This window comes from Clostridium chrysemydis (assembly GCF_015234215.1).
Taxonomy (GTDB): Bacteria; Bacillota; Clostridia; order Clostridiales; family Clostridiaceae; genus Clostridium; species Clostridium chrysemydis.
Genome location: NZ_JADEKP010000013.1, coordinates 25239 through 38390 on the forward strand (window position 1 = coordinate 25239; position 13152 = coordinate 38390).

Annotated in this window: 11 protein-coding genes and 1 tRNA gene; 1 reads left to right on the top strand and 11 read right to left on the bottom strand. The window is 29.3% G+C overall.

What is annotated here, in order from left to right; genetic code table 11:
• Window positions 1-15 precede the first annotated feature (15 nt).
• From INR60_RS16500 to INR60_RS16530, 7 genes are all read right to left on the bottom strand, one after another.
• Window positions 16-1065 (bottom strand): carbamoyl phosphate synthase small subunit, encoded by a 1050-nt coding sequence (locus INR60_RS16500; RefSeq protein ID WP_194192589.1) that lies wholly within the window; start codon window positions 1063-1065, stop codon window positions 16-18.
• A 295-nt stretch (window positions 1066-1360) separates the two neighbouring features.
• On the bottom strand, window positions 1361-1993 hold the full coding sequence (locus INR60_RS16505; RefSeq protein ID WP_194192590.1) for a 4Fe-4S binding protein: 633 nt from the start codon (window positions 1991-1993) through the stop codon (window positions 1361-1363).
• 232 nt (window positions 1994-2225) lie between these two features.
• Complete coding sequence (locus INR60_RS16510) at window positions 2226-3230, bottom strand: NHL repeat-containing protein (RefSeq protein ID WP_194192591.1); 1005 nt, start codon at window positions 3228-3230, stop codon at window positions 2226-2228.
• Window positions 3231-3243: 13 nt separating this feature from the next.
• Window positions 3244-4299, bottom strand: a complete 1056-nt coding sequence (locus INR60_RS16515) for a phosphodiester glycosidase family protein (protein WP_194192592.1) — start codon at window positions 4297-4299, stop codon at window positions 3244-3246.
• Window positions 4300-4580: 281 nt separating this feature from the next.
• The gene (locus INR60_RS16520) at window positions 4581-6395 is read right to left on the bottom strand and encodes an LTA synthase family protein (RefSeq protein ID WP_194192593.1); all 1815 of its coding nucleotides are present in this window, start codon (window positions 6393-6395) and stop codon (window positions 4581-4583) included.
• Between the two features lie 106 nt (window positions 6396-6501).
• The gene (locus INR60_RS16525; RefSeq protein ID WP_194192594.1) at window positions 6502-7959 is read right to left on the bottom strand and encodes a glycosyltransferase family 39 protein; all 1458 of its coding nucleotides are present in this window, start codon (window positions 7957-7959) and stop codon (window positions 6502-6504) included.
• Window positions 7960-8188: 229 nt separating this feature from the next.
• Window positions 8189-9724, bottom strand: coding sequence for an AbgT family transporter (locus INR60_RS16530; RefSeq protein ID WP_194192595.1), 1536 nt, complete (start codon window positions 9722-9724; stop codon window positions 8189-8191).
• A 280-nt stretch (window positions 9725-10004) separates the two neighbouring features.
• Between INR60_RS16530 and INR60_RS16535 the strand changes: the two genes are divergently transcribed.
• Entirely contained in the window at window positions 10005-11399 is a 1395-nt protein-coding gene (locus tag INR60_RS16535; RefSeq protein WP_194192596.1) for a DUF2334 domain-containing protein, read from the top strand.
• A gap of 38 nt (window positions 11400-11437) precedes the next feature.
• On the opposite strand, the gene INR60_RS16540 is transcribed toward INR60_RS16535, so the two are convergent.
• From INR60_RS16540 to INR60_RS16555, 4 genes are all read right to left on the bottom strand, one after another.
• On the bottom strand, window positions 11438-11881 hold the full coding sequence (locus tag INR60_RS16540) for a VanZ family protein (RefSeq protein WP_194192597.1): 444 nt from the start codon (window positions 11879-11881) through the stop codon (window positions 11438-11440).
• A gap of 60 nt (window positions 11882-11941) precedes the next feature.
• Complete coding sequence (locus tag INR60_RS16545; protein ID WP_194192598.1) at window positions 11942-12385, bottom strand: hypothetical protein; 444 nt, start codon at window positions 12383-12385, stop codon at window positions 11942-11944.
• A gap of 198 nt (window positions 12386-12583) precedes the next feature.
• Window positions 12584-12724, bottom strand: a complete 141-nt coding sequence (locus INR60_RS16550; protein WP_194192599.1) for a hypothetical protein — start codon at window positions 12722-12724, stop codon at window positions 12584-12586.
• Window positions 12725-13046: 322 nt separating this feature from the next.
• A tRNA-Ala gene (locus tag INR60_RS16555) sits at window positions 13047-13122 on the bottom strand.
• Between the last annotated feature and the right edge of the window lie 30 nt (window positions 13123-13152).

The following is a 13152-nucleotide window of genomic DNA, read 5'->3' on the forward strand; positions in this document are numbered from 1 at the left end:
CCTCCTAAAATCCTCTTATAGTGCGTAGTCTAAAAATCTATCGAATATATATTCTGAATCTTTTGGTCCTGCTGATGCTTCAGGGTGGAATTGAACTGAGTAGACTTTTTTGTCTTCTACTTTTAACCCTTCAACTGTTCCATCATTTATATTTACGTGAGTAATTTCAACACCTTCTGGTAAAGTTTCTACTACATATCCGTGATTTTGTGAGGTTATGTGTACTTTCCCTGTTTCTAAATCTTTTACTGGATGATTACAACCCCTATGACCAAACTTAAGCTTTGTAGTTTTTCCACCTAAGCTTAATGCTAAAAGCTGGTGCCCTAAACAAATACCAACAACAGGTTTAACTCCTATCATTTTCTTTATTTCTTCTACTTGATAAGTTAAATCTTCTGGGTCTCCAGGTCCGTTTGATAAAAATATTAAATCTGGATTTATACTTAAAACATCTTCACTCTTTGCATCTTGAGGGAAAACTGTAATATTGCAGCCTCTCTTTTTAAAGCATCTTAGTATATTTTCCTTTATTCCATAATCTATTATCGCAACGTTTTTTCCATTTCCCTTTATCTCATGCTTTTCTTTTACAGATACAGTTTGTACCGCATCTTTATTTGAAAAGTCATTTAGTTTAGCTTTTACGTCATCTAAAGTTACTTCATCTAAAACTATTATTCCCTTCATAGTTCCGTTATTTCTAAGTATCTTTGTTAATGCTCTTGTATCTATTCCTTCTAAACCGATTATTTTATTTTGCTTTAGATAATCTTCTAAAGTAAGTTCGCATCTAAAGTTATTTGGATAATCACACTTTTCTCTAACTATAAACCCTTTAACTTGAGGCCTAACTGATTCCATATCATCTAAGTTAACACCATAGTTACCTATAAGTGGATATGTCATAGTTACTATTTGTCCGTGATAAGAAGGATCCGTTAATACTTCTTGATATCCTGTCATTCCTGTAGTAAATACTACTTCTCCTACGCTCTCTTTAAGGTATCCAAAGGCTTTACCTTTGAAAATCACACCATTTTCTAAAATAAGTTTTGCATTCATAAATAATCCTCCTCTAAACTTTTATGTTTAGAGTTATCAATACACCCTTAAAAGAATTTAAAATAAAAGAAAAGGACAACCAGGAAAGCAAAAATCTAAGATTTTGCTCTCCTAATCATCCTCGTATTTATAATTAAATTCATTTTATTATTCTCTGACAAAGCTATGTTTTTTAAATTCTTTGATAACATAGTTGCACTCCTTTCTGGCCTCACAGGACCAATTTAAAGTGTACTCTAACTCTTTAATTTTCATTTGTTACCATTTTATCTTAAAACACTTTATCTGTAAAGATTTATTTTAATTCTAATGATTTTTTAGGACAAGAGTACGTACATTTACTACAAGAAATACATTGAGTACTATTTATTACTCCTCCTTTAAAATCTCTAGGTTCTACTCCCATAGGGCAACTCTTTGCACAAATATTACAAGATACACAGCTGTTTGAAACTTCTATTCCTTTATTTTTACCTCTTATTTTAGAAATAAAACCTGAAATTGAACCCATCGGACAGAAGTTACACCAAGTTCTTTCATTAAATATAAATCCTAAAATTAAAGCTATTATAGATGTAACTAATATAAGTCTATAAAATATAAAACCTATGCCTGTATAGTTTCCATAGTTTTTATAAATTCCTGCACCAAACATAGTTAATAAAAAAATAACCATAAAAATTCTAAATCCTGTACTGCTTAAAAACTTAGGCGTTTTTTTACCTCTAGATATCTTCTTTAAGATATTATCGTAAAAGTTCCCCCTAGGGCAGTAATTTCCGCACCAGTACCTCCCCTTACCCAAAAGTGCAAAACTTACAGGTGCTAACATACAAAGTACTGCAAGAACACCAAACACCATATTAAATGGTACTAAAACTAAAAATGTTAAAAATAAAATATATCCATACTTTTTATATAGATTCATAAAATCCTCCTCATATACCCCTAGGGGGTATTTTATGATTTGATTATATATATTTTTTTATAATCGGTCAAATTATTTTTTTGGTAAAACTTAAAATTAAATCCTTTTTTGTAATTTATGAAACAATCGCAATTTATGCTACCTTAACTCCAATCTGTTCTAATTATAAGTTTTATATTTTTCTTTATATTAAAAAAGCAGTTATCTTTTAGATAACTGCTTTTTAGTCTTATTAGTTAAAAGGTACTCTATATAACTTGTTGTCTTTCTTACTAGCTATTCCGCTTTCATACATTCCTATAAAGCTACCTTCATATTTAAATGTTTTTCCACTTTTAATTTCTTTAACTTCGTTTTTACTACTGTCATTTACATATAAATTTCCATTATCTTTAACGAAAATATCTTTTGATGAAGCTGATACTCCTAAATCTATAGTCTCTAATTTAGATGTCTCATTATTTAGATCCTTCTTTAATATCTTACTAACTTTATCATTATTAGCTTGTACTAAGTAGACAGTATCATTTTCATCTATTCCTATTATCTTTAAAGGTCCATACCCTGTGATAACTTCTCTTTGTGATGGTTGTGTCATATGAATTACACTTCCGCCCTCAGCTATATAGACAAGTCTGTCTTTTGTAGGAAGAATATCCATACTTCCTACACTCTTAACTGTTATAGGTACAGCTTCAGCGTGGCTTTGGTTTATATCTATTCTAAATACTCCACCACCAACTTTAACGTAAGTTACACCTGTGATAGGAGATGACTGAATATCAAATGTTTTATAGTATTGACTATAGTAAGTTATGTCTATCATCTTTTCATTTTGTTTTTTTCTAGCATCATAACTATATAGTTCTATTCTGCCATTTACATTTTCTAATGTAAGTAAAACGTTTCTGTCTGAAAGCCATAGTGAATCTAATACAGGCCCACTTTGAACTAGATCAAAATTTTGTATTTCTCCACTGTTTCCATCTAAAACATTTAATGAACCATTGTCATAGTAACTTAAATATTTACCATCGTATGATGGTTTTATGCTAGTTGCACCTGTTGGTATTTGAGGGTGCTTGTCTAGCTTTTCTAAATCATTTTTAATATCTACTTGTTTCATATTAACTTTTGCATTATCTTTGAAATAAACTTGGTCTAAATAAAAGAGTACTCCACATTGAAGTATTAAAGATATTGCAATCCAAACTAATATCGTTCTAAATTTTCTCATTATTTGACCCCCGTTATTCTACTATAACTGATGAAGCTATATATCTTTCACCTAATCCGTTTGAAACATCATTTACTACTTCACCGTTTAAATACATTGTTGATGATTTACCACCATCTAGATTTATTGCTGTAACGCATTTACCTTCTGTAAGCATAAGTTGTTGTAATTCTGTAATACTACATCCAAGTCCATCAACTATACTTCTTCCGTCTATAACCATCATTACTATAGATCCATCTGATCTTTGTCCTATAGCTGTTCTTGGTGCTACACCTTGAGATGAGTCTTCCCCGTTTAATTGAAGTGGGGCCCCATCTCTAATTAAAGTCGGTCCAAAGCTTACTGCTTCTTGCACTCCTAAAGCTTTTAATTCATTTATTGAATATTTTCCGGCAAGCATCTTACCTTCTTTAGTTATTGCCATAGTTTCTTTCTTTTCATTTGGACCTGTTCCTGTAGGAATTACCTTTCCTTCAGTCATTAATATTCCTGTTGGAGTTCCTCCATTACCTGTCCAATTTGAACTACTTGACTTGTCTACAAATGACCCTCCATTAATCGCTGCAACTGCATTGTGGTCTTGCGCCATTTGAGATGTAGTTTCACCTTTTTTGCCTAAGTACTTAGTACTTGCAACTTTAACTCTACTAGGATCGTTTATAACTAACATATATCCTTGATACTTTGAGTTTTCAAACTGGAATAATTCTATATTATCATTTCTATTTTTTAAGTTTACATCTGCGCTTGTTGCATTTGCTGCAACTGTACCATCGCCTGAGTTACCTGAGTTTAATATCTCTTCTATCTTCTTATCTGATAAGAAGGCAGTTGCTAAATATTTATGACTCATAGTTGTCATAGCTGACCCAACCCAAACTCTCTTTGCATTATTAAAAGGTCCATATAAAAGTACAAATGGTGCTGTTACTGCTGTAAAGATAATTTCAAAAACTATAAAAGCTATTAATGTTTTAATAAATTTCTTTTTAGTTTTCTTTTTTTTCTTAACTTTGCACCTATTTTTTTTGATAGTATTCTTTTTATCATCCTTTAAGTTTTCCATTATATCTCTCCCTATTTTTATGCATAACATCTAACTAGCCTAATTATACACGTTAAAATAAAAAAATCATAATTTTTAATACTTTTTTAATATATTGTACCTAAAAAAGTAGCATTATAGTTAAATTTGCTCAAAAAAACTACACTGCAAATCTATTACATCCCAATTTTTACTACAATAATCAAAGCTATAAAAACTACATCATATTTTGCTTAATTTTTAGACTTAAGATTTTTTCATAAAGTTATATAAAAAAATAGAGATACAAAAGTATCCCTATTTTAATCTATAAGTCCTCTATTTTGGTAGTAATTATTTTTAATTAAATAATCTGCTATCTTATAAGACTCACTTAGCTTTTCTTTTTCTTCTTTTGTTGGGTTTCCAACAACCTTTCCACCTTTTAAAACAACAGCATTTCTATTAGTATTTAAAAGGTTTCTTCCCATAACACTATCGTGATTATAAACTCCTAAAAGATATAACATAGTTGGCATTATATCTGAATGTCCTCCAAATGTATCTATCTTTTCGCCTTTTAAACCAGGCCCTGTTATTATAAGTGGAATTTTGTTGTCTCCCTTTTGCCAAAAATCGCCCTCAAGAGGAACATCTTTTATTTCATTTGAATAATACTTATGAACCCCTGTATGATCTCCGTAAATAGCTACGACTGTATCTTCTTTAAGTCCTGCTTCTTCAAGCCTCTTCATAAAATAACCTATTTGTGCATCTGCATAGTGAATACTTTGAATATATCCTCCAATATAGCTATTATCAACATTTTTAGGTAATTTCAATTTTCTTTCACTATCTGAAATATTAAAAGGCATATGGCTTGATAGAGTCGGTATCATTGAAAAGAATGGCTCTTTTAATGTAGTTAGCTTATTAACGTATTGATTGTAGAAAGTTCTATCTGAAAGACCAAAACCTACAACTTCATTAACATCATACGAACCTATATCCCACATCTTTTTAAAGTCTAGTGAATTTGCATGAGCTTCAGACCAGTTCCAATCGCTTCCTCTTTCGGCGTGAGTAGAGGCCGTTTCGTATCCTATTTTGTTTAATTCTCTAGCCATACTAGGATATTTAACTTCTGGGTGAGATAAAAATGTTATACTATCACCTAAAGTTAAAAGACCTGCGTTTACCATCATATCGCAATCTATACTATTTCCTCCGTTGTTTTGCTCGTAGAAATTATCAAAGTATAGTGATTTTTTAATTAGTTTATTAAGGTTTGGCGTTATCTCTTGACCGTAAACTTTCTTTCCTATAACGAAGTTTTCTAAAGATTCTATCTGTAAAAATACTACGTTCTTACCTTTTAGGATTCCAGCGTATTCATTTTTAGGTAGATCTTCTTTATTCCAATTAAGCCAAGCATCTACTTCTTTCATCTGTTCTTCGTTTGAAGTTTTATCTTTCTTTTCTAATGCAAGATTTGCTTCATATAAATGATACCCTAAAGGGGTAGCTCTTTGAACAGTTACAAAAGGCGCCCATTCTCCTCTCATAAACATTACTTTACCATTATCAATATTCTTAACATCAAATAAATAATAAGTTCCGTATATAGTTCCTACGCACCCTAAAATCCCTAAAACTCCAAATACAATTTTCCTTTTATAATTTAATAATTCCTTATATTTGTATCTTATAAATATAATTATAGGTATATCAAAAATAAATAATATATCTATAATACTCGGATTAATTAAATTATCAGAGAAAGGATTAAACATATCTTTAAATAATATATGTCTTACACCTAAAAGTCCTTTGTTTCCCCTGTAATACCACATATCTGCTAAAAGTAGCAAAGTATATAAAATATCTATAAAAATCAAATAAGATATTTGTTTTTTGCCCTTAAAAAAGTATGCAGGAACCATAAGTATAAATATAAATGATAATTGTCCAAGTACAGTTCTATAATCTATATATACACCCCAAGTTCCAGTAAAAGATCTTCCTGTATCTGTAGATGATAGAGCTATAAAAATCATAGTTTTAAATACTAAGGCTATAAAGATAAATAGCTTTAGAAATCCGATTCTTTTTTTAAGAAAATTTTTAAGTTTTTCCATACAAAATAAATCCCCTTCTTAATGCAAAATTATAGGGATGTTGCTACTTTTAAATAACCCAACATCCCCTAATATTAAAAATTATAATTTAGAGACATATACCTAATTACTTAATAGACTTTTTGTCTAAATATACTTCTCTTAATTTTTCTACTCCTGATATAGCAAGTATTATGAAAAGCCAACATACTATATAAGAGTATCTAGACTGCATCTCTGTTACTAAGTATGCAAGTCCGTATCCGCAAAATGCTATATAAAATAAGTTTATCTCCGGTTTTTCTTTATATCTCTTTTTATTGAATAATCCTATAAATACTAAAATCATTATTATAGTATAAATTAATTGGAATGCCCCTCTTCCACCTTTAAAGAAGTCAATTTTTATACCTTCTTCTGGAACATCTAGTTGAGCCCAAAAAATACCGCTTAAATCTCCCTCACTCCACTGAGTTGCATACTTTTGAATATAAAAAGGTATCCACTCAGTTATAGGTGTAGTTTTAAATCTTTCTATAATTATCTCTTTAGATTTTTTATTTATAGCATCATAATCATAATTGCACTCATCTGGAACTTTAGCATCTTCTTCATTCCAAGCGCCATTATGTTTTATGTTAGTTCCTTTTAATATATTAGTTATTGAAGGTTCTGCACCTTTCCAAAGTTGATTTTCTGTTATTCCAAGTCCTTTTAAAGTAAAACTTACAATCCCAAGTACTAACATAAAGCTAATAACAACCATAATTATTGCCTTAACTTTTTCTTTTATAGTATCGTTATAATAAATAGCTATATATAAAACAAATGCAAATGCTAATACCATTGCAACCATTCTAAATAAATGACCTACTGATAAAGCTCCTCCTGCTAGTAGAAACATATATTTTGGAGCCTTCTTTTTACAAGCTAATAAAAAGAAGTAAATCCCTAAAAGGTAAAATGGAATAGCTATATTTTCCGTACAAAATACTGAAGTATAAGAAACTAGCGGTGGGAAAATTGCTGCAATTAAAGCACCAATAAGTCCATATTTTTTATTTTCAAATACCTCTTTTACAATTAAGTAAATTAAAAATATTACTGAAACACCCATAAAAAGATTAACTATTTTCATAGCTATAAGTGGATCTTGGAACGTTTTTATCATAAATGACATATATACAACCATCATAGTTAAATGTGGGAACCTTGCTATGTATGCATTCCCGTGCATCATACTTGGATCTCCCTCTGCAAGTAATTTAGCTGAATCGAATATAGTCCTAAAATCCGATACCGGAATTGAATCTACATTAAGTAACCAAAGTATTCTAATAATCATTCCCCAAAGTAAAATTAGAATTATTTTATATTGATTTTTTATCTTATCTGTTTTTAATAAAACCCATCCTAACGCAACAGTTAACACTGCTAAAAGCGTTGTAACAAGAAACCCTGACTCTATTTTAGTAAAATACTTAATAGATGCACCGATTGTTGTTACGACAAGTATTAGAATTAATGGTTTTAATGCTATTGTTACAAAGTTCGTAAAACCATCTCTAAACTTTTTAATATCCATAGTAACCCTCCTGATTTTTTAAATTAAATCCTATTTATATAACTACAGAATTTAACAAATATAATTGTAACATAAACTAATAATTATTTCTTTAATGTTAAACATAAAAGTCCTCTCTATAATAAAAAAGAGTAGCATTATTTAATAACACTACAAAAAATGCCTGCAAAATATTGCAGACATTTTAAACTTATAATTTAAGCCCCTAAATTATATTTACTTATTGATATTACATAAATAATCCAGCCCCTGGACCAAGTGGTAATCCTAATAAGAACCAAGCTACTAAAAGAATTGACCAACATATTAAGAAACCTATTGAATAAGGAACCATTGTAGATATAAGAGTTCCTATTCCTGTATCTTCATCATAAACTTCCGCAAATGCAACTATTAATGCAAAATAAGTCATAAGCGGAGATATTATATTTGTACTAGAATCACCTATTCTGTATGCCATTTGAATTAATTCAGGAGTGTATCCTAAATCCATAAACATAGGAATAAATACAGGTGCCATTATAGCCCATTTAGCTGAAGCCGATCCCATAAATAAATTTATGAATGCTGAAACCGCTATAAATGCTATTATTAAAGGAACTCCTGTTAACCCTATATTTTTTAAGAAATCTGCCCCATTAACTGCAACAACTGTTCCAATCTTAGTGTAATTAAAGTATGCAACGAATTGAGCTGCAAAGAATACTAATACTATGTATCCCCCCATTGAAGCCATACTCTTACTCATTAAAGAAACAACTTGCTTATCATTTCTTATTTCACCTTTACCTATTCCAAATGCTATACCTGGAATCATAAATGCTAGAGATATAATAGCTACCATAGATGACATAAATGGTGATTTTAAAATTTCTCCAGTTTCAGGATTTCTAAGAGGTGATCCTTCTGGAACTACTAATATTGCCATAAACACAGCAAAAATAAGTAAAGCTAATCCAGCGAATAAAAGTCCTCTCTTTTCTTCTTTAGATATTCCTTCAACTTTTTCAATTTGCTTTTTCCCCTTATACTCTCCAAGTCTAGGCTCTACTATTTTCTCTGTAATAATAGTACCGACTATTGTAATAAGTACAGTTGATGCTATAAGGAAATACCAGTTAGAAGCTATCCCAACTTCATATCCTGGAACTACTGAAGCTGCTGCTTCTTGGCTGATCCCTGAAAGAAGAGCATCTGTAGGTCCAAAGATTATATTTGCACTAAATCCTCCTGATACTCCAGCAAAGGCTGCTGCAAGTCCAGCTAAAGGATGTCTTCCAAAACTTAAAAATACGATAGCACCTAGTGGAATTAAAATAACATATCCTGCATCTGATGCGATATTTGATATTATACCTGCAAAAACAACTACTACTGTTATTAATCTCTTAGGTGTACTAGTTACTAATTTTCTAAGTAATGTTCCAATTAAGCCTGTCCCTTCTGCAACTCCAACTCCAAGTAAAGCTACTAAAACAGTTCCAAGTGGTGCAAATCCAGTAAAATTGCTAACTGCACTTTCAAACATAAATCTTATTCCATCTGGACTTAAAAGTGAAATTACGTTTGCAGTCATCTCTTTAACTTCCATTGTGTGACTGTCTACCCCAGTATATGTAACGTTAACTCCCATTTTTGCAAGTACTGCTGAAAGAAGCACAAGACCTGCACATAATAAAATAAATATAGTCGCAGGATGCGGCAGCGCATTTCCTACTTTTTCAATTCCATTTAAAATACCTTTTTTCTTTTTAACTTTCTCCAAAGTAAATCCCCCTTTTTATTATTTTTATAAAACTTGTATAATTCCAGTCTACATTTTGTACACATATGTACGCCTCATAAAAACATTATATATGCTTGTTCATATTTTTGCAACATTTTTATATAATTCCTTCATTTTATTTATTTTTGATTCATATTTACAGGGATTTATTCATATTTTAAGCAAGTTTCTATTTCCTTAATATTCATTTATTTTTACCTAATTTCTTCCAGTATATGTTATAATATGAAGTGTTAAAAAAATCAAAGGAGTTTATATTATGAGAAAATTAAAAAAAATCCTAATATATAGTTTAATAACTATATTAATATTAGGTGTAGGGTATGGAATTGCTTTTTACTTTAGTTTTTTCCAAGGGACATGCACTGTGGAAAATGGTAAAGCTGTAAATAAGTATATAAACCAATCCAAACTTGAAGCTTACTCTAAATACAATAGAGGTTTTAAAGTTTCAACAAATGAAATAAATAAAACTGTATCAGAAGTAAAGAAAGTTAATTTAAAATTTATAGGTAAGCCTATGCCAAAAGATTACATAATACTTGAAAAAGGCTATAGATATTATCTACCTTTAGATTATATTTCTAAAACTTTAGGATACAAAGTAGAAGATAAAAATCCACTAAAAATAACTAATGGGAAAAAAGAAATCCTTTTAAATAATGATTCTGCACTTATAAATGGTAAAGAATATAAATTTAGAGGTGAGCTTCTTAATAAAGATTCAAAAAACTATTTATCTTTATCTGATATAGAATACATCTTTTCTTTAACAGCTGTGTTTAATAAAGAAAAGAATTCTATAGATATATTAAATTCTCATTTAGATAAGAGTAATTATAAAGATAAGGTTAAAAATGGACAAGCTGCCTTAATTAGATTTGAAGATTTTACAGCTGGAGGTTCCCTATTAACAGATCAAAATCAAAGTAAAATGAAAGGTATGTTCGATTACCTTTATAAAAATAATATAAGATTTAATGTAGCATGGGTGCCTCATTATAAAAATCCAAAAGATAATTATGATAATAACCTTCTTATAAATAAAGATTTAAGTAATATTTTCTTTATTAACTTATTAGATTATGCAATAAATAGTAATGCTGAAATCGGCCTTCACGGTTATACTCACCAAGCTAATGACTCAATAAGTACAGTTGGAAGCGAACTTACTATCAAAATAAATAATACAGAAAAAGAAACTAGATCTGTTGTTGAAAATGCTATAAGTGTAGCAAATAAATTAAATATACCTGTAACATTCTTTGAAAGTCCTCATTATCATGCTACAAAGAAGCAAAAAGCTATAATAGGAGAATACTTTCAAATTTTATATGAACCATATAGTGTTTTATATTATACAGGTATAGAAACTACCTCTAAAGGTAACCTTTATATACCAACTCCACTTGGATACGTTCATGATAGAGATCCAGAACCAATAATAAAGAAGTTAGATAATCCTACACCTAATTTATTAGCTTCTATGTTCTATCATCCTACAATAGAATTAGAGTATATAGATGTTAAGGTAAAATATAATTATTTTAATTCTGATCTTAATTCAGAATCAATATTAAAGAAAATAGTAAATGCATTAAATGAAAAAGGATATTCAACTATTAATGCATCTGAAATGATAGAATCAAAATAAAAAGTAATCCACACTAAATATTTAGTGTGGATTACTTTTTATAACCATTTTTTATTAATGTTAAATAAATAAACGATAATAGCTCCAAATGCACCACCTGAAGTATCTATAAGAACATCCGTAAACTTTCCTGCTCTTCCTTGTACGAAGGTTTGATGAAATTCATCTGTTGATGCATATAAAAATACAAGTCCTATTGCAATTAATCTAGCTTTTTTATTAGAAATATAAAATCTTAATACATTATAATAAAGTAATGCTAAAATACAATATTCAGTAAAATGAGCTCCTTTTCTTACTATAGTAGTTATTAAATCAATATTAGCATTAGTTATGTTAGCACCTACAGCTTTTAATAGATTTATTACTAAATCACTTTGTCCATTAGACACATCTGCTGGCTGGTTAGACATGAAAAAAATAAAACACATCCAAAATATAACTAAGACATACGCTAATATCTTACCTTTTCTCTCTTTCATCAATCATTTAATCTCCTAATTATTCTTTAGTTTTTATTATATCAAATATAACATTTATTCCTATCTATCTTCAATAATATATTTATTAATATAAGCTAAAGATTCTTCTAGTATAGATTGCCCTCTTTCCATATCTTCTATTTTTATTTCAAGATTACACATCCTTTGTTCTACACTATTCATAACTGATTTTATATCATTTAATAGTTTTTCATCATATGAAACTTGAATTCCGTCTAGGTCCACAAATACTTTTTCTGGCGGATTTCCACATTCAGTACATTTAGCGTATACCTTAGATTTATCATAATCTCTAAAAACTTTAAATGTTCCATTTTTGCATGTACTACAAACTGATAGTAATTCATAACCTATATCATTTAAATCCATTTCAAACTCAGTTCCGCACTCTTTACATGTAGCTTTAAACTTTCCTTCTGTAGTTTCGATTATAAATTCGTTACCACTGCATCCTTCCTTTTTACATACAACTGTTCTTACCATTTAATCAACTCCTAACAATAGAATAATATCTTCCATTATTATGATTTATATTCTAATTAACCCTACATTTATTCTATTTATTTTATAAAAATATAATACTTTTATAAAACACCTTAATAAAAACTATAATTTTATTCATTTTGTACATTAAAAAAGAACCTAGCACTATCTTTGCTAAGTTCTCAAATAAAATTCTAATTATCTAAATTCGCTTATTTCACTTTCTATAAGCTCTATTTTTTCATCAACTTCTCCTGTTTTTTTACCAGCTAAAATTAGCTCTCTCTTTTCTAACTTAAGTTCCTTAAGACGTTCTTTTAATTTTTCAATATTTGTCACAAAAACACTCCCCATCTCAAGCTTTTTTATTCAGTCTGTAATGTTTAATAAAGCCCTCATTACATATAATAAATTTTAATTATGTCTACTTAGAAAACGTAATCATATAAATATATCATGTACTTCTAATTATATAGAAGTACAGATAACTTGTACATAATAACATTTAGTAAAATTCCACCATATTATTACATATTAATCCTGTTTTTAATTCTTTTTCAGATTTAAATATTCCTTCTTTAATACTATATTAAAAATATATATAAAATTATTTATATAAAACAAAGAAGTCATGAATTATATTCATGACTTCTTTCACCTTTGGTGGAGGTAAGGAGATTCGAACTCCTGACCCCCTGCGTGCAAGGCAGGTGCTCTCCCAACTGAGCTATACCCCCAAATGGTGGACCTTCAGGGACTCGAACCCC

What these genes read in the sequence shown, in the direction of transcription:
- INR60_RS16545 (WP_194192598.1), bottom strand. Translation starts at nt 12,385, where the DNA reads ATGGTAAGAACAGTTGTATGTAAAAAGGAAGGATGCAGTGGTAACGAA.
- INR60_RS16535 (WP_194192596.1), top strand. Translation starts at nt 10,005, where the DNA reads ATGAGAAAATTAAAAAAAATCCTAATATATAGTTTAATAACTATATTA.
- INR60_RS16525 (WP_194192594.1), bottom strand. Translation starts at nt 7,959, where the DNA reads ATGGATATTAAAAAGTTTAGAGATGGTTTTACGAACTTTGTAACAATA.
- INR60_RS16520 (WP_194192593.1), bottom strand. Translation starts at nt 6,395, where the DNA reads ATGGAAAAACTTAAAAATTTTCTTAAAAAAAGAATCGGATTTCTAAAG.
- INR60_RS16500 (WP_194192589.1), bottom strand. Translation starts at nt 1,065, where the DNA reads ATGAATGCAAAACTTATTTTAGAAAATGGTGTGATTTTCAAAGGTAAA.
- INR60_RS16515 (WP_194192592.1), bottom strand. Translation starts at nt 4,299, where the DNA reads ATGGAAAACTTAAAGGATGATAAAAAGAATACTATCAAAAAAAATAGG.
- INR60_RS16510 (WP_194192591.1), bottom strand. Translation starts at nt 3,230, where the DNA reads ATGAGAAAATTTAGAACGATATTAGTTTGGATTGCAATATCTTTAATA.
- INR60_RS16540 (WP_194192597.1), bottom strand. Translation starts at nt 11,881, where the DNA reads ATGAAAGAGAGAAAAGGTAAGATATTAGCGTATGTCTTAGTTATATTT.
- INR60_RS16505 (WP_194192590.1), bottom strand. Translation starts at nt 1,993, where the DNA reads ATGAATCTATATAAAAAGTATGGATATATTTTATTTTTAACATTTTTA.